This window comes from Pontibacter qinzhouensis (assembly GCF_008017455.1).
GTDB lineage: Bacteria > Bacteroidota > Bacteroidia > Cytophagales > Hymenobacteraceae > Pontibacter > Pontibacter qinzhouensis.
The window spans coordinates 23,336-46,556 of sequence record NZ_VRTY01000018.1 but is presented as its reverse complement, the minus strand read 5'-3'; the positions used below and the strand labels follow the sequence as shown (position 1 = coordinate 46,556).

Annotated in this window: 17 protein-coding genes and 1 tRNA gene; 5 read left to right on the top strand and 13 right to left on the bottom strand. The window is 44.6% G+C overall.

Annotation, left to right across the window (positions count from 1 at the left end; all coding sequences use genetic code 11):
- Both FVR03_RS06680 and FVR03_RS06675 read right to left on the bottom strand, forming a co-directional pair.
- Window positions 1–714: a LytR/AlgR family response regulator transcription factor gene (locus tag FVR03_RS06680; protein WP_147920961.1), complete on the bottom strand. Its 714-nt coding sequence runs from the start codon at window positions 712–714 to the stop codon at window positions 1–3.
- A complete protein-coding gene (locus FVR03_RS06675; RefSeq protein ID WP_147920960.1) occupies window positions 680–1,429 on the bottom strand; it encodes a sensor histidine kinase in 750 nt (249 codons plus the stop codon). The genes FVR03_RS06680 and FVR03_RS06675 overlap by 35 nt, the downstream gene beginning before the upstream one ends.
- A 235-nt stretch (window positions 1,430–1,664) precedes the next feature.
- On the opposite strand from FVR03_RS06675, the gene FVR03_RS06670 reads away from it, so the two are divergent.
- On the top strand, window positions 1,665–2,525 hold the full coding sequence (locus FVR03_RS06670; RefSeq protein ID WP_147920959.1) for a helix-turn-helix domain-containing protein: 861 nt from the start codon (window positions 1,665–1,667) through the stop codon (window positions 2,523–2,525).
- 461 nt (window positions 2,526–2,986) lie between these two features.
- Window positions 2,987–3,928: a cation diffusion facilitator family transporter gene (locus tag FVR03_RS06665; RefSeq protein WP_147920958.1), complete on the top strand. Its 942-nt coding sequence runs from the start codon at window positions 2,987–2,989 to the stop codon at window positions 3,926–3,928.
- A gap of 414 nt (window positions 3,929–4,342) precedes the next feature.
- Here the strand turns inward: FVR03_RS06665 and FVR03_RS06660 are convergent.
- The 10 genes from FVR03_RS06660 to FVR03_RS06615 form a co-directional block, all read right to left on the bottom strand.
- A tRNA-Cys gene (locus FVR03_RS06660) sits at window positions 4,343–4,413 on the bottom strand.
- Between the two features lie 21 nt (window positions 4,414–4,434).
- Window positions 4,435–5,358, bottom strand: a complete 924-nt coding sequence (locus FVR03_RS06655; RefSeq protein WP_147920957.1) for a TIGR01777 family oxidoreductase — start codon at window positions 5,356–5,358, stop codon at window positions 4,435–4,437.
- 362 nt (window positions 5,359–5,720) lie between these two features.
- Complete coding sequence (locus tag FVR03_RS06650) at window positions 5,721–7,253, bottom strand: hypothetical protein (protein WP_147920956.1); 1,533 nt, start codon at window positions 7,251–7,253, stop codon at window positions 5,721–5,723.
- A gap of 37 nt (window positions 7,254–7,290) precedes the next feature.
- Window positions 7,291–8,706 (bottom strand): DoxX family protein, encoded by a 1,416-nt coding sequence (locus FVR03_RS06645; RefSeq protein ID WP_255474098.1) that lies wholly within the window; start codon window positions 8,704–8,706, stop codon window positions 7,291–7,293.
- Window positions 8,707–8,737: 31 nt separating this feature from the next.
- Window positions 8,738–10,054, bottom strand: coding sequence for a RagB/SusD family nutrient uptake outer membrane protein (locus FVR03_RS06640; protein ID WP_147920955.1), 1,317 nt, complete (start codon window positions 10,052–10,054; stop codon window positions 8,738–8,740).
- Window positions 10,055–10,064: 10 nt separating this feature from the next.
- Entirely contained in the window at window positions 10,065–13,214 is a 3,150-nt protein-coding gene (locus FVR03_RS06635; RefSeq protein WP_147920954.1) for a SusC/RagA family TonB-linked outer membrane protein, read from the bottom strand.
- A gap of 1,064 nt (window positions 13,215–14,278) precedes the next feature.
- A complete protein-coding gene (locus FVR03_RS06630; RefSeq protein ID WP_147920953.1) occupies window positions 14,279–15,712 on the bottom strand; it encodes an FAD/NAD(P)-binding protein in 1,434 nt (477 codons plus the stop codon).
- Window positions 15,713–16,368: 656 nt separating this feature from the next.
- Window positions 16,369–17,115 (bottom strand): alpha/beta fold hydrolase, encoded by a 747-nt coding sequence (locus FVR03_RS06625; RefSeq protein ID WP_147920952.1) that lies wholly within the window; start codon window positions 17,113–17,115, stop codon window positions 16,369–16,371.
- Window positions 17,116–17,451: 336 nt separating this feature from the next.
- The gene (locus FVR03_RS06620; protein WP_147920951.1) at window positions 17,452–17,910 is read right to left on the bottom strand and encodes a redoxin domain-containing protein; all 459 of its coding nucleotides are present in this window, start codon (window positions 17,908–17,910) and stop codon (window positions 17,452–17,454) included.
- A 183-nt stretch (window positions 17,911–18,093) separates the two neighbouring features.
- The gene (locus FVR03_RS06615) at window positions 18,094–19,251 is read right to left on the bottom strand and encodes a PLP-dependent transferase (RefSeq protein ID WP_147920950.1); all 1,158 of its coding nucleotides are present in this window, start codon (window positions 19,249–19,251) and stop codon (window positions 18,094–18,096) included.
- A 547-nt stretch (window positions 19,252–19,798) separates the two neighbouring features.
- Between FVR03_RS06615 and vapB the strand changes: the two genes are divergently transcribed.
- The 3 genes from vapB (at window position 19,799) to FVR03_RS06600 (ending at window position 21,282) form a co-directional block, all read left to right on the top strand.
- Complete coding sequence (gene vapB, locus FVR03_RS06610) at window positions 19,799–20,005, top strand: type II toxin-antitoxin system VapB family antitoxin (RefSeq protein ID WP_147920949.1); 207 nt, start codon at window positions 19,799–19,801, stop codon at window positions 20,003–20,005.
- A gap of 59 nt (window positions 20,006–20,064) precedes the next feature.
- Window positions 20,065–20,451 carry a type II toxin-antitoxin system VapC family toxin gene (locus tag FVR03_RS06605; protein ID WP_147920948.1) on the top strand — a complete coding sequence of 129 codons (387 nt, stop codon included), beginning with the start codon at window positions 20,065–20,067 and terminating at the stop codon, window positions 20,449–20,451.
- A 105-nt stretch (window positions 20,452–20,556) separates the two neighbouring features.
- Window positions 20,557–21,282, top strand: coding sequence for an HNH endonuclease (locus FVR03_RS06600; protein WP_255474097.1), 726 nt, complete (start codon window positions 20,557–20,559; stop codon window positions 21,280–21,282).
- Between the two features lie 635 nt (window positions 21,283–21,917).
- On the opposite strand, the gene FVR03_RS06595 is transcribed toward FVR03_RS06600, so the two are convergent.
- Entirely contained in the window at window positions 21,918–23,216 is a 1,299-nt protein-coding gene (locus FVR03_RS06595) for a YeiH family protein (RefSeq protein WP_147920946.1), read from the bottom strand.
- Between the last annotated feature and the right edge of the window lie 5 nt (window positions 23,217–23,221).

Genomic DNA, 23,221 nt, shown 5'->3' with positions numbered 1-23,221 from the left:
TTACCGGCGCAACAGCTCCAGGAAATGCTGCCGGTAGGCATCGCCAATGGTAAGCGAAACAGGTCGCTGATCCTTCAGTATGAGCGTAACCTCATCGAAACTGAAGTACTGCACAGCTTTTAAGGAAATGATATCTTTCTTGCTGATGCGGCAGAAGGTATCAGGCGGCAACACCGACAGCAGGTATTGGAACGTTACATTCTTGAGAATAAGTTGATCGCCATTGGTAAGGGTGGCACACTTGTCGCGCTTATCTGGTTCTGTGGCGGTAATATGGAGCAGCTTGTCGAAAAAGAGTATAGCTTTGCCCTTGCTGGTGTTCATCTGTATAAAATCTTTCAGAGGTTCCCGTTGCTTGAGCAGGTTCTCCATCTTCTCTACTGCTTTCTGCAAACGCTCCTGCCTGATCGGCTTTACAATGTAATCCACGGCTTCGAGGTCGAAGGCATCGGCTGCATACTCTTTGTAGGCTGTGCAGATAATAACCGGTTTCTCTTTCAGTAATTGTGCTATTTCCAGCCCACTAAAGCCGGGCATTTCGATGTCCACAATAAAAAAATCAAAGTCCAGCGACTTGTACTCTTCTAGAAACCGTTCGGGCGAGTTGAAGGCTTTTACCACTTCTACCTGCGGCAACTGCTCGCAGAGCATACGCAGGTATGTCAGCCCGGGCAGCTCATCATCTAGCAAGAGACATTTTAACGTTTTTTTCAAGAAGATTCACTTTTAAGTGGGCGATAAAAGTACTGTTCTCCGTAACCTGCTCCAGTGTGTACCTGTCTCTGAATAAGACATCCAACCGTTTTTTCAGGCTGTCGTTGCCAAAGCCGCCTTTGCTTTTTTTGAGGGCAGGGCGTGGCTTTATTTTGTTTGAGACTGTCAGCGAAAAAACATCAGCCTTCAATTCGAACACAACAGAAATAAATGCGTCCGGACTGGTTAAATCAGCGTGTTTAAAGGCATTTTCGATGAGGTCTACCGTAATGAGCGGCGGCAGCAGGGGTTGCAGATACAGCCTGTTATCTTCTTCAATACGGTTCTTTATCTTCAGGTCCATGAGCGGGCTTACCTTGAGCTTGTTTATCTCTATCAGGCTCATGGCAAAGTCCAGTTCCTCCTTCAGGCTCACAAACTGCTTGTCGCTTTCGTACAGGATATAATCCAGCACATTGGCCAGTTTGTCTAAGGCGTTGTAGGTCTGGTAAGCATGCGATTGTATGGAATTGAGGATGTTCTTGAACAGGTGCGGACTCAGCTTGAACTTAATCGTTTCCAGCTGCAATAGGCTCACGCTCTCCTCCAGCTGCCTGAACCGCTGCTCGTTTTCCCTGTTCTTATGTACCAGTTGCCTGTTCTTCAGCCAAAGTGCTACTACGGCTGCCAGGGCAGCTCCAAGCAAGAGCAATAAGACAAACACCAAGGTCTCCATGTTAGCAAAAATAGCCTAATTCGGCGGGTTTGCAAGGAGAGACTTCAGAAATTGAAGCTGGTCTAGACTGCGTCTTAACTTATCGGAATCAGAAATTGCATCATCTTTAGAAAAACTAAACACGTATCACGATACACGATTTTTTATAATTTGTATAAAAGGCGAAACAAATTCCGATAAGTTGTGTCGCTTTCTATAGAGCACATATCAAGTCTGTATTTTTTTATATTGCGCCATGCATACGCCAGCTCCCATACCCATCCACTCGCTCCAGGACAGAACCTCGCTCGGGATAGACCTGCGCAGGCTGCACAACATCGGCCCCGAAGAGGCTGCCGCTTTGGGTACCCACCGGGATGACCATTACATCTTTATTTTTCAGCAAATCGGTAACGGCCGCTTTATGGTCGATTTTGAAGAAGTGGTGCTTCATGACTGCGCTGTCTACTGCCTGTTGCCCGGCCAGGTGCATCAGGGAATTGCCGCCCACCAGTCTACCGGCTGGTTTATGGCAGTAGAAACCATGCTGGTGAGCGATGCCTACCGTGCTGTGTTCGAAGAGAATGTGCTGCTCTATGAGCCTGTGCCGCTTACTATCGAAGAGGCTACCACCTTGAGTAAATGCCTAGGGCTTCTGTCTGAAACATGCGGGCAGGAGCACAAACCGCCGTTCCACCTGCCGGTTATACAGGCACTGGCAGATGCCTGCATCGGTATGTTTGCCTCCGCTTATCTGCAACGGGAAGAACAAAACACAGGTGCTGGCACCCGCCTGTCCATGATTACCCGCCAGTTCAGGAAACTGCTCTTCCGGAATTTTAAAACCATGAAAAGTCCCGCTACTTTTGCCAGTGCCCTGAATCTATCACCAGCCTACCTTAACGAAGCAGTAAAGAAAACAACAGGCTTCCCGGTAAGTTACTGGGTACACCAGCAGATTATAATGGAGGCAAAACGGCTGCTGTACTACACCCAACTGAGCGTTAAAGAAATTGCCTTTGCCCTGGGCTACGAAGATCATACCTATTTTTCCCGCCTCTTTCGTAAAGTGGCCGGGCAGTCGCCAGGGCAGTTCCGGCAGGCTTACCGCAAATAGTCCAATACATACCCTCGTTCAGCCCTTGAGGCAGGATAGCCTTTTTTGTTGCTTTGCATAAAAGAACATGTGCTGATTTTTAATTTAGAGATGTGAAGATTTGGAAATTTGAAGATGGAGGAATCTTGAATGAGTGCTTGAGTGCATAACAACTCTTAACTAATTAAGTCTTATGTCTTTAAAAAGCCTGTGGAAGGCTATTTTCATTAGAATAATTTGGTTGTTGATTGTTAGTTGTTAGTTGTTGATTGTTAAATTGTTTAATGGCTGAATTGTTGATTTGAGAATTAATAGAGGACCATAGGAAGAGCCACTTCTGTTAAGAACAACCTAAAATCAGGTTAATCAGGTTAATCCATTAAATCAAGGTTCCGACAAATGTAGCTTCAGCCCTTGCGGCTGATTGGCCCCAAGAGCCTCTGGAAGGCTATTTTCATTAGAATAATTACAAAAACAAAATTATGGAACATCATCATTCACATGAGCACTGCCACCATGAACATAAGCATGAACACAGCGGAGGAGGCCTGCATGTTCATCCGATCGTGAAGAACATGCGCATTGCTTTAGCCCTTAACCTGTCCTTTACGGTGGTTGAATTCATAGGCGGTATACTCACCAATTCCGTTGCTATCCTTTCCGATGCCATACACGACCTGGGCGATAGCGTAGCTATTGCAGCTTCACTGGTACTCGAAAAGCAATCGCAGAAAGGGCGTACAAATAGCTTTACCTATGGCAAACGCAGGTTTTCCACACTCGCGGCCTTTATAACCTCGCTCATATTAGTAGTTGGTTCTGTGGTGATCATTTTTCAGGCAGTGCCGCGTTTTTTTGCCATTCAGCCAGTACATGCCGAAGGTATGCTGTGGCTCTCGCTGCTTGGAATATCTTTTAACGGCTTGGCTTTACTGCGCCTACGCAAAGGCAGCAAAACCTCCCTGAACCAGCGAGCTGTTATGCTGCACCTGATGGAAGATGCTTTGGGTTGGATTGCCGTGCTGGCAGGAAGCGTGGTCATGTATTTTACCGACTGGTTCTGGATCGACCCACTGCTATCGTTGGGTATAGCGGGCTTTATCTTATATAATGCAACCAACAATATTGCAGCAACTCTAAAGATATTTCTACAATCAGTCCCCTCCTCTTTTAATGGGGCTGAAATAAAAAAAGAGTTGGAAGTACTGCCGCAGGTACAGAATGCCCACGACCTCCACTGCTGGACCATGGATGGCGAATACAATGTGCTGACGGTGCACCTGGTGGTAAAAAAATCTTTCCCGAAGGAAGAATGGAGCACACTTAAGCAACAGGCTTTGGCTATTGTGGCCGAATATCAGATTCAGCACGCCACTATTCAGTTCGAAACAGAAGAAGAATTTTGTGCGCTGGCAAGTTGCTAAGGCAGGAGTAATGGTTCCAATGCCGTATCTGCTGCCTCTTATAGAAGTAGCACTTTGTGTAACAATATACGTTCCCTTGGATGTGCAAATCTTCTGAAAACAGTTTTGAAGAAGCTTTAGATTAGGGTTGGGCAACAGCATCAGAAAACGCCTCCGGAAGGCCTAATTCATTAGAATAATTTGATTGTTGATTGTTAAATGGCTTAAAGGTTACATGGTCGATTTGAAGATGGAGAAATTTTGAATGAGCGAATGAGAGGATGAAAACTCTTAACTTATAAAAGTCTAGCATCTAATATCTAGTGTCTAGTGTCTAACATCTAAAAAAAGCCTCCGGAAGGCCTTTTTCATTCAAATAATTGCTCCCGAACCAGTAACATGACTTCGTGCACTTTGTCTTTCATTCTGCCCTTGTGTCCATGAGCGGACTCGAACCGCTGTACCAGGCTTTGCTGGCCTGTGCCTCACCTCTCAGCCACACGGACGTTATGCTTTAGCAGCAAAAGCTAAATCTTTTCGGGCAATTTCATTAGCTGCGTAAGTGCCTGCTCAATTTCAAGATATTTAAATTTAAATTTCCTGGCTGCAAGCACGCTGGAAACCACTCTCCTGCCCGAAAGTACCAGCTCTGCCTCTGTGCCAATGAATACCGCGCCAAATCGAGTCAGAAAAGCAGGATTAGGCAACCCGAAAGGCACTTTGAGTGCAGCCCTGATGGCTTGCATAAAATCACGGTTCTTTACAGGAAAAGGACTGGCACCATGAACAATACCGGAAACTTCATAATTGATAAGCCATTCTACCAGGTTTAGAAAATCTTCTTCATGAATCCAGGTCATATACTGCTCTCCGGAACCAATTTTACCTCCTAAACCGAATCTTGCCAAATTTGCGAACGGCTTCAGCACTCCTTTTCCGGGTTGCAGCACCATGCCTATCCTCAGAAATACTTTGCGGGTTCCGGGAATAGCGATTTTATGAAAAGCCTGCTCCCACTGCTTACAAACCTCAGGCGAAAAGCCATGTCCGGTTAAGGAATATTCATCTTTAATCTCATCGCCTGAGTTACCGAAAATGGCGGCAGAACCTGCATTAATCCATACGGCCGGTTTTTGTTGCAAACCCTGAATGGCTTTACCAAGCGCCAGCGTAGCGTTAACTCTCGACTCTATGATTTCTCTTTTATTTTTTGCATTGTACCGGCAATTAACAGACTTACCTACCATGTTAATGACAGCAGTGCTCCCCTCCAACTCCTGCGTCCAATCGCCGGGCGTTTTCGCATCCCAGAGCACGTACCTGATATTTTTATCTGCCGGTCTTAGCGTCCTGCTTAGTATGATAATATCTGTACCGGAGTTATAGTACCGTTGGGCTATAGCACTGCCTAATGCGCCTGTACCACCGGCAATCACTATTTTTTGCTTCATGTTATTTAAGTATTCAGGTTTGGCAATTAATAACTGCTGTTACGCTCATTGCCTAATGATAAATAGTTGTTTGTTAGAATCTAACGCAAATTATTCTAATGAAAAAGCTGCTTTTCAGGCTTCTATGCCGCTGCTGTACCTCTAGGTTGCTGTACAGCAGCAGGTTAGTTAACTGATGTTACGCATTAGTTTTTTGTCCCCCTTTGAAGGGGGTTGGGGGATGATTTACTTCTGAGAATAAGATTTGCACTACTGGCTGAACAGCATCAATTTTCTGCAGACTGTGAGTCATCCCCCTAACCCCCTTCAAAGGGGGACGTTTCCTCAAATGTTTAATTTAAGCGTAACATCAGTTAGTTAACTTAAAACCCGGCCTCCTTAAATTCTTGTAAGTGCGTTTGCCTTCCTTCTACCAGCGGATACTTTTTAGCCTGCTTATCTAAAACTACATAAATCGAATCGTTAAATTCGTTCAGGCCACGCAGTATAATCCGTGAAGTGCTGGGCCTGCTGTAATGCAATACCTGCGTTTCGTCGGCATGGTTCTTATTTTTATTCTGAAGGTACAAAACCTGGTTTACTGTATCGGCCTTGTAAAAAAAGTAGCGCCGTTCACCGGCCATCCCTCCTACTTCCCAGCGGGTAACACCCAGATCACGATTCTTTTTTGCTTTGGCCAGGTTATCAGAGTCCTGGGTATTTACCTGGTTCAGCGTCGTGTTCTGCTTATCGTTCTTTACCCGTAGCGGCGAGTAACCGATCATGCGGTCGGCAATTGCGGCTCTGTTTGTTTTGTAGCTCAGCGAAGACCAGTCTTCAAATATGGCATCCTGCCACCTTAATGAGTCTGTTGGGGAGTAAGGTACCACTTCGTTGTTCAGGCGAAACTCCGTTACCTGATACAGGCCTTTTGTTTCGGCAAGACCTGCCGTGCTTGGTATATTGTAGTTATTCCCGTTAAAAAAGCCATACGCCCACATCGCTGCCGCAACAGGCACAAAAAGGAAAATCGAAGTCCATTTTAATGTATTCACCAACGTTTTCTGCCATTTCTGAGTAAACACCGGGTTATAGCGATCAGGCTTCAGGACGTCTTTTTCTTTTACGAGCAGGTTCCAGATGTTAGGCAGGTCGTACCAGGCAATAAAAATACCCAGTATAGCAAAATACGCTGCCGGAACTGCCACACCGGCATCGTAGGCGTGGTTGGCGATGCAGATATTAAATGTTACTACCGCCGCTAAAGCTGCCCCCAGCACAGAGGTTTTCCTATGCAACAAGAGCAGGCCCGGCAGGATTTCCGCAAAGCCCAGGAAAACCGTGTACTCAAACGAGATGCCCACATGCGACCAATACAGCTTCTTTTCAGCAAAATCGATAAAAGGCGTATTCAGCATACCTTCTGTTGGGTAGACCATTTGCATCGGAAACGCTTTTTTTAATCCCCAGCCAACCATGCCGAAAGCCAGGCGGTAGCGTGCCAGCACCCGAATCCAGTAATATAAGCTGCGGTACTGCGTTGATTTTTTGTCGAGAATGGTCCAGATGCCTCCCCCTATCACAGCGCCGATAAACACGAGAATCAGGTTAATGTAATTCAATAACCCAAAAACACCCTCCTCCGACTCTATCAGAATAATCTGTGGCGGCCAGAATGCTACAACACTCTGAAAATCATGATAGGTTATTTTTGAGAATTCCAGCCCGAATAAATGTGTATAAAACCTGGGGTAAGTGGGTATACACAAAAACAGGATGTATAAAAACGCTACCCGGAAGGCTACTTTCTGTATTTGTGTCCATTCTCCCGGTCTCCTGCCCTGTTTTAAGGAAGTGAAAGAACTAGAAATCTCCTCCTTATAAGGAGCTTCAATATGTATTTGTTTTGTTGACATGATGCGCTCTGGTTAGATGTTTCCCAATTCCTTTTCTTTATATTTTAACAGGCTTTCGTCTTCCTTCAAACATCATGTATTTCTTGTGTATCTTTTTCAGCACCACATGAATGGAATCGTTGTTCTCGTTTTTTCCGGATAGCACCAGCGTATTCTCATCCGGCCTTTTGTAGGTCAGCTGCAGCTTTTCATCCCGGTGGTTTCTGTTTTTGTTCTGAAGTAAGAGCGTCTGGTTTACCGTGTCTGCTTCGTAATAGAAATAGTGCCGGCCTGCATGGCCGGCCAGTTCATAGTTCCGGTCAATGTCGTGTTCATGAAAAGCTTCTGCACTTGTGAAATCGATTTTAACCGGGCGGTTCACTTTAATAGTCAAGGTCGACCATTTTTCAAACACGACATCCTGCCAGCGATTCGGGTCTGTCTTGGAATAAGGAATAGTATCCCGGTTCAGAACAAACTCCTGTACACTGTAGTAGCCATAGGCGTTTTCCAAACCCGGCGTATGAGGCACTTTATAGGGGTCTGTTACAAAGTTATCGAAGGTTTTGTAGCCGAAGAGCAGCACAAAAAACAGGAAAGCCGTTCTTAAACTCAACCTCATCTTGCGTAATACCTCATCAGAGAAGTCCGGAATTAATTTATTCGCATAGGTCGGTCCCTCTTTAATCAGGAGATTATATAACCTCGGTATATCATACACAAACAGAAATACGGCCAGCAACACGATAAGACTGCTTAAGGTCAGCTCACCAATATCGTAAAGGCCGTTTACGACCGCTACATTGCCAATGAAACCGAAAATCAGGCCTACACCAAATGTTACGGTTCTCCGGTTAATCAGTAAGAACGCAGCAACTATCTCTACAAAGCCTAAAAACGACTGGTACTTGGGTGCAATCCCGACTGTCTGGAAATATACTTTCCAGGCAAAAAAATCGCCATAGTTCGTGAGCAGGTTACTTAACGATGGGTAAGGCATCTGTAAAGGAAACAGTTTAATAAAGCCATAAGCTGTTAATACAATAGCCAGCCTGTAGCGCACCACCACCCGAAGCCAATAATAAAGCACGGTGTATTCCTGCCGCTTTTTATCGACGGTGCTCCAGGCCAAAGTGCCTGCCACCGCAACAAGCAGTGCAATTCCCCAGTTGGCGAATGCCCCGATTCCTGACTCAGGCAAATGCTCCTGCGGAATAAACTGTACCTGGTATTTGGTTAAGGTAAACAACTCATGAAAATGCAGCTGTGCCCAGTTTACTGAAAAAAGGTCGCGGTAAAACTTCCAGTCAATCGGGAGCACGAGTAAGGAAAGTAATATGAAAACGAAACGAAATAGGACCCGTTCCCAGGGCTTCCAGGCCTGATGCACCTGGTTTGGCTTTGCAATGCTGCCGAAATGGCGCAACACTTCTCTCCAGCTAAAACCAGCCGGTTTTGAATCTATAGAGCTCATATCTTAAAACGATTAAGTAGAAACGAATCGGTTAATTCCCGTAACCGGGGTTTTGCGTTAAGGATGAATTTGCCAGAATCTCTCCCGCTGGTATCGGGAAAATGTACCTGTTAGAATCGTTCAAATTGAAAACTGCAGGCGCTCTGCCTGTTCTCACAATATCGAACCACCTGTGCGGCTCTAACGCAAATTCCACCCTTCGCTCATTTTCGATTGCCAGCACAATTTCATCCTTGGTAGCGGCAGTACTGGCTGCCACATTTGCCCTGTCCCGCACCAGGTTCAGGTCGCTGAGAGCGCCGGCCAGATCCGGGTTCGCTTTTTTGACACGTGCTTCAGCCCTGATCAGGTAAAGCTCTGCTGTTCTGATGCCATAGGCTGCAGCTGTATTGGTCGGGTAGATGCCGCCAATAAACTGGCCTGCTGCGTTTCTGACAGAAAGAATCTTTCTGCCCCCGCCCACTGCCTCATCGTTTAACAGGTTGTGCAGTTCCGCTTTGGGCTCCAGCTGCCTGTTGCTGGTGTTCCATAAACCATAGCCGGCGTTCAGATCATTTACGCTGTAAGAAAACTCCAGCACAGATTCTGTTGTACCTGCTGCCAGGTTAAAAGGCTTGATTAAACGGTAGTTATTGTTGGCCAATATGCTATTGATATCCTGCTCTGCCTCCTCGAATTTGTTCTGATAAAGATGCAGCCTGGCTCTTAGGGCATACACCGTATACCTGGTGGCCCTGTTTCGTACGACCGTTAGTGGCAGTAACTCCTCCGCCTTGTTTAAGTCGGCCAGCACCTGCGCATACACCACTGCCTGCGGACTTTTATCAACGCCTAGTTTGTCTGCAACCACTTTGGTAGGGGTAAAAAAAAGCTGCACATTACCATACACGCGGGCCAGATCGAAATAAGAGTAGGCCCTGATAAAATATCCTTCCCCTAAAAGCTGGTTTTTCAAATCGGCAGTAAGGGCTACGTCATTCACCAAAGGCACTTTTTCGATGACATGGTTCGCCCTATTTATGGTGTTGTAGAAGTTGCCCCAATAAGTAGACACAAACCCAATGTCTGACCGCAAGGCATAATTAATTACATTCAGGTCGGTCTGCGCATTATTTAATGAGCGTACATCGCCGCCAGATTGCAAAATAGTGTTCTGGAAACCGCTGCTGTAATTGGAACTGGCCAGAGAGCGGTAGGCACCCCTTACGGCTGTTTCTGCTGATGCTTTATCAAAAATGGTATTTGCGTCAGACACCTTGTCGAAAGATTCTACATCCAGGAAATTTTCGCAGGACGATAGAAAAAAGCTAAACAGGAATAGCAACGGAACTATAGATATCTTTTTCATGATCTTGAATTTAAAATGAAATGTTGGCACCGAACTGAAGTCCACGGGGTTGAGGCGGAGTAGCAGTATCCAACCCGTCAAGGTTTTGCCCGGCACTACCCGAAGATTCAGGATCAGCCCCGGTATATTTGGTTGCAATCCAGAGGTTTGTGCCCAGGGCATATACCCTGACTCTGTTTAACCCCAGGCGTGCTGTAACTCTTTCGGGCAAGTTGTAACCCAGGGAAGCTGTTTTAACCCTGATAAAAGAAGCGTCTTCCAGGTACCTGCTGTTCTGCTCTATATTGTAATTGTTGCCTACACTTGTTACGCGTGGAGTACTGGTTATATCGCCGGGTTTTTGCCAACGGTCCAGCTGGCTTTTCAGAATGGAGCGGGAGGCATCTCTTGTACCGCCGCCTTCCAGTATATACCTGTTAAAGTTAAAGACGGAGTTACCGTACTGGTAAGTAAGCAACACGTTTACATCGAAGCCCTTGTAAGAAAAGGTATTGGTAAGGCCGCCAAAGAATTTCGGGATCAGGTTGCCAAGCAGTTGGCGGTCAGCCTGTGTTAATTTCCCGTCCTTATCTACATCATCAAAAACGGCATTCCCGGTTTCAGTATCCACGTAAAGCTGCTTGTAGAGCCAGAAACTTCCAAGAGCAGCGCCTTCCTCTGTTCTTCTGTACTCGCGTGCTTCGAATGTAATGGGGCTAATCAGCTTTTCGGCACGATTTACGTTTCTGGAAAAGTTGAAATGCGTACTCCACTCAAAATCATTCTTTCTTATGTTTATGGTCGAAAGGGCTACTTCAATTCCCTTGTTACTTACCTCTCCGGCATTGGCCAGCGTGCTTCCATAGCCAGTCGCTAATGGCACCGGCAAATAAAGCAGGGCATCGGTAGTATATTTATAGTAAGCGTCAATGTTTACCATCACCAGGTCGTTAAATAAACCCAGGTCGAGGCCAGCGTTATAGGTGGTTGTTTTTTCCCACTTCAAATCGGGGTTCTCCAGTTGTGAGGGGGCTATACCGGCTCTGGGTCCGCTGGTCAGGTTATCGGGGTATTGGGCGGTGCCAGACCATAGCCCGCGCGATGCGTAGTCGTTGATGCCATTCTGGTTGCCTGCCGATCCGGCGCTTACTCTTAATTTCAATTCAGAGACAGGGTCTACATTGCTCAGGAAATTTTCCTGTTTCATTCGCCAGGAAGCGCCTATACCCGGGAAATATCCCCAGCGGTTGTTAGAGCCGAATTTTGAAGAGCCGTCTGCCCGCAGCGTGCCTTCCAGGAAATACTTGTCGCTGAAGTTATAATTTACCCTCCCGAAAAAAGACGCGATGGTAGAGATGGATTTACTTTGCTCAGCTGTTCTGTTAGCCGCTGCAGAAATTTGCTGAAATGAATTATTAGGAAAGCCCGAACCGGTTTCTGAGGCCACATTAATGGTGCTGCTCTGAATGCTGTTGCCCAGCAGCACTGTTATGTTATGATTAGCAAGTAAACTCTTGGTATAAGACAGCGTCTGTTCGTTTTGAAAAACAGCCAGGTTAGTGAAGACCTCATGCTTATACCCGGGAGGATTCGGAGCGCCGCCAATAATGGTTTGGTCGTTAAAAAACTCACGCTCATTATAATAGTTATAATCTAACCCAACAGAAGATTTAAAGCGCAGGCCCGGCACAATATGGACTTCTACAAACTGGTTGCCTATGTAGCGGATGCTCCTGGTAGAAATATTAGTAACATCGGTATTGGTCAGGTTATCGATATTTTCGTAAATGGATCCCCTTGCCAGCGTGCCGTCTTCGTTGGTTAAAGGCAGGTAGGTGGGGTGATGCAGCGCTGCCAGCAAATGACCCGCCTGCTGCCCGGCTCCGCCCCTTACCTGTTGTCTGAACGAACGGTAAACGCCATTGCTGGAGCTGAAGGTTATTTTGCTGCTAAGCTTTGTATCCAGGTTCAGCTTAAAACTGGCACGCTCAAATTCGGCCGGTTTCAGAATACCTTCCTGGTTTGTGTAGCCTGCCCCGATGTTATACCGGATATTCTCACTGCCTCCCTGCACATTAAGATCATAATTTTTGGTCTGCGCTGTTCTGAAAACCCGGCCCATCCTATCGTAGGTGTGCTGTTCTTCGGGAGTTCCCCGGCCAGGCACACCGTTTATAACCTCAGCTGCAGGCCGGAACGGCCGGTTGGCATACGTTTGGTTTAATGCCGGGTTATCAAACCCTGAATTTACCCACTGCTCGTTTACCAGCATGGCGTGCTCAGGACCAGTGGTTAATTCCCAAAGCCTGCCTCTGTCTGCCTGCTGCCAGCCCTGCGAAATATCGAGGTTAAACCTGGCTTTGCCGGTACTGTACTCTCCTCTTTTTGTGGTAACCAGTATAACCCCGTTCGAGCCCATGGAGCCATAAATGGCAATAGCGCTGGCATCTTTCAGAACTTCTATACTTTCTATATCGGCAGGATTTATGTCTGCCAGCGGCGATGTTTGCTTTCCGCCGAGGTTGATAGTCGACAGCGGGTTGTTGTTTACAAGTACCCCATCAATTACATACAAAGGATCGTTGCTGGCATTGATGGAGGCTGTTCCTCTTACCTGTACTTTTACGCCCTCTCCCGGAGTACCTGAAAACGTATTTACCTGCACGCCTGCGGCTCTTCCCTGCAGCTGCGCATCGAAACTTGCCACCGGTATTTGTGTCGTTTCTTTCGGATCTACTTTTACAATAGCACCAACCAGGCTTTTACGGTTTTGTGTGCCGTAACCCACTACTACTACTTCGCCTAACGCTTTTGAATCGTCCTGCAAGGTTACCTGGATGGTTTTTTGATTGTTCAGCGGAATTTCCCTGGAAGCAAAGCCAACAAAGCTGAAGACAAGCACATCGGTAGGATTAGGAACTGCCAACTCGAAACTACCGTCTACACCTGTAGTGGTTCCCAGGTTGGTATTTTTTACCAGAACTGTTACGCCCGGCAGTGGTTCGCCGGTAGCGCTCACTACTTTGCCCGTTATATTTTCTCTTACTTCAACGGCAGGTGTAACAATATTTTTAGTTTTAGAGAGGTTTAAGGAAGGTTTTGCGGCATAGGCCAATGAATTTGATTGGTAAAGTACAAGCAATACCAATATATGGCTACTTTTTTGTAGTAGTCTTTTCATAATTTACTTAAATTTGGTTGCAGTTAATTTTCCCGGCTTTCCCGATTCTTTGCCTGTTCCAGAGGCGATGAAAAGGGAAAGCTTTTTTTTTGCTGGCAACTATCTCTTTGCCAGTCTTAATTATTGATTGTTAGTTGTTGATTGCTAAATTGTTTAATGGTTAAATGGTTTATTGGAGATGTGAAGATTAGGAAATAGGCAGAGAATAAATCCTCAATTTATAAAAGGGTCTAAGTAAAAGGACACAAGTATCACGACACAAGGCACATGACATTTTTATTCATAAATCATTTGTATTCAATAGATTTAACTATTAATTTCTGTGTCTTAAAGTGTAATGTAATTTTGTCCTGATACTTAGCATCTAATATCTAGGGGCTAGTGTCTAACATCTCAAAATCCTCCAAAAGGAGCATTTTCATTAGAATAATTGAAACTGAACCCGGCATAACTTTATCCGGATGCCTTTAGTTTTCTAGCAGCACTGGCTTTGACTCTTCATAATTGTATATATTTATTTACAAAAAATGGGTTTGGGTTAGAAAGTAAGATGTAGCTAAAGATTAAGCTAATGTTAGAGATGGTGGTGGAAGGTAAAGTGTACGGGGAACAAGGAAGGGATTAATTAACAACAACGACTATAAAGCCGCCCGGCCACAGTAGTTACTGTTGACGCTAGTAATAAGGTTGATGTGTTTTTATATTTCATAAACATTATGTCTATAGAATTAGTATGCAAATAAAACAAACTTGTTAAGCATATCCAAATTATATTTCATATATTAATTATAATAAGGAGTTCAACCTCTGAAATATAGCTATCTGGTGCTCAAATAAAGCTGGCGCTGTTTGTTTAAGAACTGTAGCCTGGTCATCCTTACAGTGGTAAAATTACTGATCAACATTATATACAGCGACAGAATTTATCAGAATTCAACACTTGATTTGTTCCATTTCAACAGAATTATGAAAAAAGTCCTGTGTCTTGTGTCCTGTAGCAGATGGCAGTACAAATCTGATTTCCGGGAAGTTAAGTCGACGTCTATATGAGCTGAAATTCAAAGCTAAACTTCCTTCTTCCGCTCTTCAACTTCTTCCAGTATCGCTTCTGCCAGGGCAACTGCTTGCTGGCGGATCTCATGCAAGGCCGTTGATTCGTATAACATGCCTTTACGGGGCGGCCCCAGTGTGAAGAGGTTATAGTTCGGGTTATTATCTGCTCCAACTAAATTTCCTTCGGCAGTAGTTTCTAATCCCAACCGGAGCATATCTGGCTTAATGAGGCCCTGGTTAAGTAACTGACGTAAAAGTGGATCTGTGCTTTTGATATAGTCGCATAACGGACCTGTACAATTTATTACACGCGCTACTGCAATTATTTCATTGCGCTGCTGCCCTCTCTTCCTGATGACAACTTTTGCTGTATCAGCGCTTAATGTTATGGTTTCAAGTGTTCCGGCCAGTACAACAAGCTGGCCTTGCTCCTGCAATTGCTGCAAGAGCAAGGCAGAACTGTCGGGCATCCGGTGGCGGTGCACTTCCCAGAAAGGCCGAACATGCCGCAGGAACCGTTTCTTCTCCTCTATCGGCCATCTCTGCCAAATAACAGGAATGGCAGTGCGCAGGGCATCAATCACGCTATGCCAGGTATACCCATCTGCAGCAGCTTCGGCTACTGTTTCACGTACATACCGAAGCGCATTGGTTACTGTATCAAAGACAATGGTTGGTAAAGGTGCGAGCTTTAATGGCTTAGCACCCAGGTTGTAGGCTTTCGGTAGCATCCCATGCCTGGAAACAACGTATATCCTGCCGCTGTGCCCCCTGGCATGCAGGCTCCCGACCAGGTCTACCATCGTGAGGCTGGACCCAATAAGCAGAACAGGAGCATCGGTTGGTAATGCTTCCAAGGCATCGGCTGCCCAGGGGCTGGCTTTATAACGGTCGCTACTATAAAATGCCATATTCCGGATGGGCACATTTAATGGCGGCAGATTTCCGGGAGCCAGCACCACTTTGTGCGCCTTAATTAAACTTCCATCTTTCAACCGCACCGAGCATACTCCGGTAAATGGGTTTGGCTCTATAAAAAGAACAGTTGATTTTACCTGCCGCAATTGCACGCCTGCTAAGGCATCTGCTTCAGCTTCTTTTAACCGCTGCGCCACATAATCACCGAATATAAACCGGGGTATAAATGCATCAGCAATATGCTGCTCTGGCAAATTTAAGTTGTAGTGGGGTTGGTTTTTAATCAGCCAATCCGCAAAATCAACAGGCTTCTCAGGGAAAAGGCTCATACAGGAAGCAGGCACATTCAGCGGCTGAAACGGCAATTTACTACTATAAGCCACGCCTCTATACAGCTTTTCCTCTTCCTTTTCCAGTAGATAGATAGTTGTACCTTCTTTTGCTGACTGCAACAGACGTAAAGCTGCTAGCGTGCCACTTAAACCGCCGCCTACTATCGCTATATGTATACCGCTTGTCGCAATCATAAATAAGCTGTTTTTAAGAAATTTTCAAAGCCAGCAGGAGCATCATATAAACTGCGACTTCACTTATCGGAATCAGGAATTGTATCGCTCTGGGAAAAACGACACACGTAGCACGACACACAACTTTTTATTTTTTCAGCGATATAGATTCCGATAAATTGTGTCGCAGTCTTTGGAGCCGCTATTTGTTTTATGATTTTATGCATATTATACGCATTCCAGTACCGGACAGGGGAAGAAAACAGGTAGGGCAAAGCCAGAATAATTGAATTTCATAGCTGCATTTACTAAAGTAGAAGCTATCGGTTTCAGGGTGCTTGTTATAACTTGCCTTACCTAAAATTATTTCGGGGGAAAAGACCTTCCGAGAGATGTTTCGGCTGTTAATGCTGCTGCAATCTGACCTTCTAACTACCAGTTCTATCCTTGACAGAAGTACTTTTTGCTGGCATATATTCCCTGGAATGGTTCCCTGTCGGGGGACAGGGAACGGGACTTAGATTTGAACCTTAATTAATCGACAAAACTTACTTGAATGTACTTAGTGCTTCTTCGATTTGATTTTTAGAAACGACTTCAGCCTACAGAATCAGGAAAAATAGCATTTGCCTGCCATTCATAATTTTGAATTTCTAATTTTTAATTTGGCGCAGCACTTAGCCCTCCAAGAACACCCGTAAATACTGGTTAAACTGCTCCGGCTGCTCCACCATAGGCACATGCCCGCATTCGTTTATGAGGCGAAGCGTGGCGTTGGGCAACAGCCTGTGAAAATGGTGCGCCACTTCGATCGGGGTTATCTCGTCCTGCACTCCCCAGAGCAATAATACCGGAATCTTTATGTGTGACAGGTATTCGGCCATGTTCTCGGTTTGCGCAGCCCGTGCCAACGTAATAATAGAGGAAGCTTTGGCAGGAATCTGCAGCGTCTGGAACACTTTCTGTACCAGCACATCGGTGGCATGCTCCTTCTTGAAGAAGGTATAGGCCACGCGTTCGCGGATGTAGCTAAAATCCTTCACTCTCGGAAATGTACCTCCGAAAGAGTTTTCGTAGAGGCCGGAACTTCCTACCAACACTAATTTTTTTACCTTGCCGGGGTGGCGTAACGTATAGAGTTGGGCTAAATGGCCACCCAGCGAGTTGCCTACCAGCACCACTTTGTCCAGGTCCTGCCGCTCTATGTACTGCTCCAGGAAAGTCACCAGTTTATCTAGTTTACTGCTGCGCAGGCTGCGGTCATAAACAGGCAGTTCCGGCACCAGTACTTTCCGGTGTGCTGAAAACTCGGACTCTACTTTCTGCCAATTGCTCAGGCTGCCAAACAGTCCGTGCAACAAAATGAGCGGGGTTGTATCGATGCTTGTTGTTTCTTTTTCGAGTACTAAAATCTGGCTATTCATATCAGTTAAATTATAAATGCTGTTTTACCAAAAGAAAGGTATATGGAAGAGAGTCAGCAGTTACAACAATAGCGAAGGCAGATATGGAAGTATGTTTTCATTAGAATAATTTGGTTGTTAGTGGCTGATAGTTGATTGTTAAATTGCTAAATGGTTGGTTAAACATAAGAAAGCCCAGGTCAATTCAAGCAAAGTTTTAACTCATAACTTTTAACTTATAACTAAACAAAAGGTCTGGCATCTAAAATCTATTTTTGCCTCCGGAAGGCCGTTTTCATTCAAATAATTGATCCTAAACCAGAATACAACTTACCTGATTATATTAGAGCAAGATTATTACTGGAGCAACTCGTTAAAACAACCGCCAACTGAGGCTGGCGAGGTAATCGTGTGTCTTACTTTTTTATCAGGTCCGATTATATACAACAACCTGACTGGCAGCTTGCCAGGAGAGTTGTGAGGAGCTATGCCATAAAGCTGTGCCACTTTCTGGTCGGGGTCAGCGATAACCGGATAAGTTATTTCCATTTCCTGTGTCATGTACTTGCCTTGAATCCAGTATTGGTGCGAGTCAAGCGGATCAGTGCTAAGCGCCACCATCTTTATGTTGCGCTTCTCAAACTCGTCCTTCAGGTTTACTGTCTTGCCGGGCGCATTGGTGTAAACAGGCGCGAAACTAGTAACATGAGAGAACAGTACGCCCCAGGACTCTCCGAGCCACTCATAGAAGTTGATGGTGCCCAACGAAGTTTCTGCCGTAAAATCAGGGGCAATATCTCCAAATTGTAAGGCCATAGTTTTGTGTTTTCGATAAGAGCATGTTATTAGTTCATCTTTTGCATTGCAAATTACCCCTAAAGGTCTTGCTCCTGAATCCTTTCAGTTCCACTTCAACAACACCCTTTATGACTGACTTCCGCTTACATAACAAAATTTAAACAACCTCTGAAACTGAATCTGTTAACTGGTAGCAAAACATCAAATACCGGGTGCCTCTACACTTGCCATGGCTTCCTGGCTCTCCGGGCTATGTAACTGAACGTCGGTTGCTTGCTGTCCATCTTCAGGCTGGCGCTGTTGTGCTGAAATGCTATCCAGGTTAGTGAAAGCCCGCTGCAGGGCATCAGTAATGGTTTTGAGATTACTTTCTCTGACTTCAATCTTAAAGACAGTTTTACCGCTAACCGGAGTTATTTTAACGCCCGGCACCGGTTCTCCCAGGAACTGCTTTTGTAGTAGACTGAAGGCAGGTTTATCTCCTTTCACTTCCCAAAACAGCTGGTTGCCGTAGCCATTGCGGAAGAACTTGAGCGCGTTAAAGTGGTCGGGGTGCGCAGCCAGGCCTGGGTATACCACCGCTGCTGTGTGAGGCGAAGCGACAAGCCATTTCGCCAGCTGCAGCGTAGCAGAAAGTTTACCTTTTATCCGGTCCACCTCGTTCGGGTTTTCGCGCCAGAAGCTGCTGGTAGGCAACGGAATAATTTTTCCTTCTTCTTTATTTTCTGCTGAATAAGGAGAGCGCTTTGCCCAGGGCTGGCCTACAACAAGACTGGAAGACCGAACCACCACATGCCCTTGCAGCTTAATATCCGGGTGCCAGTGCAACAGGTTCGAGAGCACAAAGTCGGCTCCCCAGGTTATCGGGTCGAACAGAATTCCTTCTGCGCCTGCCGTATTATCTACCACCACCACTATGCCACGGTCGTGGGCAAATCGAATTACTTTCTGGAAGTCTGGCACCGACAGGTCATCGCCGATAGTGGCGAGGTAGATAAGGCTGGTTTGCTCATCTACCAGTTCGGTGTAGCTGGTGGCATAACCAGGCTTGAATTGCCGTATTTCAAATCCGCGTTTAGTATAACGCGAAAATTCTGTCCACTTCTCACTATCGGCGTTCAGACTCAGTATATTTTGCCCCTTCTTCACTAGTGTCTGAAACAGTTTATAACGTGCCTGCGCCAACCGGTCTGCGAAGAAAATAGGACTTCCTTTCGCATTCCAGTAAAACTGCCTGTTCAGCTCCTGCAGGTCGAAATTTTGAGCCACAGCTAGGGTGCCCTGGGTGGTAACCTGGTTAGCAAGTGCTTTTTGGTAAAAATAACTTTTAGAATCGAATTGTATATTGAAGGTATGCATGGTTTCTGATGTTTGGTTTTTGTTGATTTTGATTTCCAGATAGAGCCACTTGCTTTATCTGCTTAAAGTAGCGCCAGGGCGCATTCTATAGCTTTTTAGGCTGTTTTTATCCTGATTAACAGCTTATGTATTCAGGACAAAATTCATTGAAAATCAACAACATATCGAATCCACTACATAAATAAACATCCTAAGATGAAGAGCTGCAGGAGCCAAATTAAATTGGTGTAAAGTTTTATTTTCCATATCGCCTATAAAACAATTATCTGATAAAATATTTTATGTCTATAGGAATAGTAGACAAATATACATAAAATAATTATTCCTCAAAATCTTATTCTAAATTTTTATTTTTTTAATCTGAATTGACCTTTGGATAACATCAGTTAATTATTTGTGATACCAGTTGTTTAATATTTCTTGACAGGATAAGTAGATCGAAACTAAAGGCTTTGCTAATCCAATGACTATGTTAGGCAAAAACAAATAATCATATCTGAAAAGTAATAAATTCGTAAATTTAAAGTATAACTCTATTTAATATGCCATGACAGAAATACAACTCTATACAAAATTAAGTAAACTTCCACCTGCACTTAAAGCAGAAGTAAATGATTTTGTTGATTTCCTTTTAAGCAAGAAAAAGAAAGCTGTTAAAGCTAAGAAGCCCAAATTCGGCTATGCAAAAGGACAATTCAAGATGTCTCCTGACTTCGATGAACCACTTAATGATTTCAAGGAATATACGGAGTAGTCGCTTATACTAAATTACTGCGTCCCAAACCCATTAAGTTGTAATTGTCCTAATAAATTATGCCCACAAGTTTTTTACTAGATACTCATGCCTTAATTTGGTTCTTGAACGGGGACAAGCAACTCTCTAAAACTGCAAGAACCGCAATTGAAGAGGAATCGAACGACAAGTATATAAGCGTTGCCAGTCTGTGGGAAATGGCGATAAAAATTAGCTTAAGAAAGCTTGAGCTTGCGGCATTCTCTGATTTAGCAAATATGATTGCTGAAAACGGATTTGAGATACTTCCAATTACTTTTGAGCATGCCTTAAAAGTTGCTAAATTAGATTTTATACACGGTGACCCGTTTGATAGAATATTAATTGCACAATGTATCGTTGACCATCTGGCAATCATCTCAAAGGATTGCAATATAGCAAAATATCCTATCGAAGTACTTTGGTAAAATTCCTTTGCCTGATCCAGCACATAATATATACTTCGGCTATGCTTTGTTCACATTAAGTGCCAAATCCGTTAGCGGTAAACTGAATAATCGATGGTAACAAAATTGACAAAATTACAGTGGATTGAAATACTTCTTGATAAGGCACTAATGATTGATCTTGACATAGCAATTTTTCAGGGACTCTATTCCTTTGAAGGACACAAGGCACCAGCAAGTCAAATCGGGCTTATATTAGGCTATACAGGCAAAAATACATCAAGCGCTTTAAACTTAGAAATTATACGTTTAGGAAAAAGGATAGCTAAAAAATATGAAGTAGCATTTCATAAACGAGAAGATGGCTCAGTTAGAATATGGGACTTGTTCTTTAACGGTTGGAGTGAAAAACCCTTTTTTATTTGGCAATTGCGTCCAGAGTTAAAAGAAGCACTTGAGGAAACAGGATTAACTGGAGAAGAATATTATCCGGAGGAAATTCCAGTTGATGAACAGGCAACTTTAAAAGAAGGATTGAAACGGACAATCATTGTCAATACATATGAACGAAATGCTAGAGCAAGGCAAAAATGTATAGAATATTGGCAAACAATATGTTGCATATGTGAATTTGATTTTGAAGAAAAATATGGAGAAATAGGGAAGGGTTTTATTCATGTTCATCATCTTATTCCTGTTTCAGACATTGGAAAGACTTATCAAATTAACCCAATCAAAGATTTAAGACCAGTTTGTTCCAATTGTCATTCAATGTTACATAGACAAAATCCACCATTAACTATAGAAGAAATAAAAGAAAAAATAAAAAAGCCTGTCGCTAACCACACTTAAAGAGGGAGTGCAATTTAAACTGTGCCAGTTGCGATTTATTTTACGCAGTTTGATTTCTACTTGATTATTGAGAAAAGCTGATTCTTAAATTTATTGAGGAGCTACTTTTACAAGAACAAAGAGGCGAGGATTACCTTTCCGGATTTGCAACATGAGTAAATCGCAACTTGAATTATTCTAATGAAATGGATCTTTCAGATGCGACTCTGCTGTTGCTCCAGCTTGGGGTCATGATCAGCCGCAAGGGCTGAGGCTACGGGGTCATGTTTGTATAAATCAGAATTTAAAGAGTTATGAGTGAATTTTTCATTCACCCAATCAATCAGAATTTCCCCGTCTCCAAATCAACAATCAGCAACTAACAACCAACAACTAAATTATTCTAATGAAAAAGGCCTTCCGAAGGCATTTTTGCCACTGATGCCGTTGCTTAACCCAGGTAAGCGGAGTCGCTCTAAAGCTGTTTCAGATGAAAACTGTGCACTTTGTCGCAACCCGATTCCTGAGTAAAGTTGTCATAACAAATCAGCAAATTTCACTTGAAAACTGGTGAACATGCTTCTAAAAGGGCCATGAAAGCACCTTTTAGAAGCATGTTTAATTTTGAATTTCTAATTTTCAATTTAGCGAGGCTCCTAAGCTCCTGCCTCCATATTACCGAAAAGGAAAAAAGCGATAATCAACGTAATGAAGATATTGAACAGCTGCGCCAGCAGGAAAGCGTAAAACGGTGTTCTGCTGTTCTTCTGGATGAGGTCTTTAAAGTTGGTCTCCAGCCCGATGCTGGTAAAAGCCAGCACAAACCACAGCCCCTGCAAGCTCTTCAGGGTCCCTTTTATGGCTTCGTTCACCTCTCCTGGCACCACAAACGAAAACAGCAGCGACGCCACCACAAAACCGATCACGAACTTAGGGAAACGCTCCCAGATAAGGCCAAGCGTAGGTTTTGTTACTTCACCGTCCGGGCCGGTTTTTTTGGTGTAGGTCCAGTAGATGCTGATGGCGAAAGCCGCAATGCCTAATAGTACATTCTGCGAAAATTTCACGATTGTACTTATTTTAAGCGCCGCCTCTCCTACCAGGGAACCAGATGCCACCACGGCCCCGGTTGTATCGATGCTGCCTCCGAGCCAGGCCCCGGTCACCTCCTGCGGAAAGTTAAAGTAATGGGCAATATAGGGCATAAAAATCATCATCGGGATGGCCGTAATCAGCACCATGGAAATGACATATGAAAGCTTCTTCGGATCGCCGTTTATAGCGCCGCAGGTAGCAATCGCGGCCGAAACACCACAGATGGAGACGGAACTGGAAATCATCATCGTGAGTTCATCATCTACTTTCAGTTTGCGGCAGAGCCAGGCGGCAAAGTACCATACCGAGAGCACCACCACCAATGCCTGAATCAGCCCCAGAGAACCGGCTTTCAGAATATCGGAGAAAATGACGCTGGTTCCCAGCAGCACCAGGCCGATCTTTACGAAAAGCTCGGTTGAGAGCGCCGAACGGAACCAGTCGGGCAACTGGAACAAATTGCTAACCAGTAACCCAATGGAGAGCGCAAAAATAACGGCCTCCAGGTTCAGGTTCTTTACCTGCGCATTTCCGGCCAGCACCAATGCCACCACCGTGAGCATATAAATAACAGGGAAAACAACCAGAATACTCCGAAACGATTTATTTGTTAACACCGCACCCAGCACCGCTATACCGAATGCATACAGGAAGTGGTAAAAAACAGCCAGCAAATTGGCCGGAACAAGAACGGTTTCCACCAATGCACTGTGGTTCTGCCAGTTACAATCCGGCTCAGGCAGCAGCAGCCCGCCAATCGCCAGCAGAATAATCAGGAAGCCGAGCACCACCACGGCCCAGTCTTCGTGCAGGACAAACTTTTTTTTGATAATGGGTACTTGTGTTTGTATTGTTGACATGATAC

Coding starts and splice junctions, on each gene's coding strand:
- FVR03_RS06655 (WP_147920957.1), bottom strand. CDS start 5,358: ATGAAGCAAAAAATAGTGATTGCCGGTGGTACAGGCGCATTAGGCAGT.
- FVR03_RS06645 (WP_255474098.1), bottom strand. CDS start 8,706: ATGAGCTCTATAGATTCAAAACCGGCTGGTTTTAGCTGGAGAGAAGTG.
- FVR03_RS06630 (WP_147920953.1), bottom strand. CDS start 15,712: ATGATTGCGACAAGCGGTATACATATAGCGATAGTAGGCGGCGGTTTA.
- FVR03_RS06620 (WP_147920951.1), bottom strand. CDS start 17,910: ATGGCCTTACAATTTGGAGATATTGCCCCTGATTTTACGGCAGAAACT.
- FVR03_RS06595 (WP_147920946.1), bottom strand. CDS start 23,216: ATGTCAACAATACAAACACAAGTACCCATTATCAAAAAAAAGTTTGTC.
- FVR03_RS06605 (WP_147920948.1), top strand. CDS start 20,065: ATGCCCACAAGTTTTTTACTAGATACTCATGCCTTAATTTGGTTCTTG.
- FVR03_RS06615 (WP_147920950.1), bottom strand. CDS start 19,251: ATGCATACCTTCAATATACAATTCGATTCTAAAAGTTATTTTTACCAA.
- FVR03_RS06635 (WP_147920954.1), bottom strand. CDS start 13,214: ATGAAAAGACTACTACAAAAAAGTAGCCATATATTGGTATTGCTTGTA.
- FVR03_RS06625 (WP_147920952.1), bottom strand. CDS start 17,115: ATGAATAGCCAGATTTTAGTACTCGAAAAAGAAACAACAAGCATCGAT.
- FVR03_RS06670 (WP_147920959.1), top strand. CDS start 1,665: ATGCATACGCCAGCTCCCATACCCATCCACTCGCTCCAGGACAGAACC.
- vapB (WP_147920949.1), top strand. CDS start 19,799: ATGACAGAAATACAACTCTATACAAAATTAAGTAAACTTCCACCTGCA.
- FVR03_RS06675 (WP_147920960.1), bottom strand. CDS start 1,429: ATGGAGACCTTGGTGTTTGTCTTATTGCTCTTGCTTGGAGCTGCCCTG.
- FVR03_RS06650 (WP_147920956.1), bottom strand. CDS start 7,253: ATGTCAACAAAACAAATACATATTGAAGCTCCTTATAAGGAGGAGATT.
- FVR03_RS06665 (WP_147920958.1), top strand. CDS start 2,987: ATGGAACATCATCATTCACATGAGCACTGCCACCATGAACATAAGCAT.
- FVR03_RS06640 (WP_147920955.1), bottom strand. CDS start 10,054: ATGAAAAAGATATCTATAGTTCCGTTGCTATTCCTGTTTAGCTTTTTT.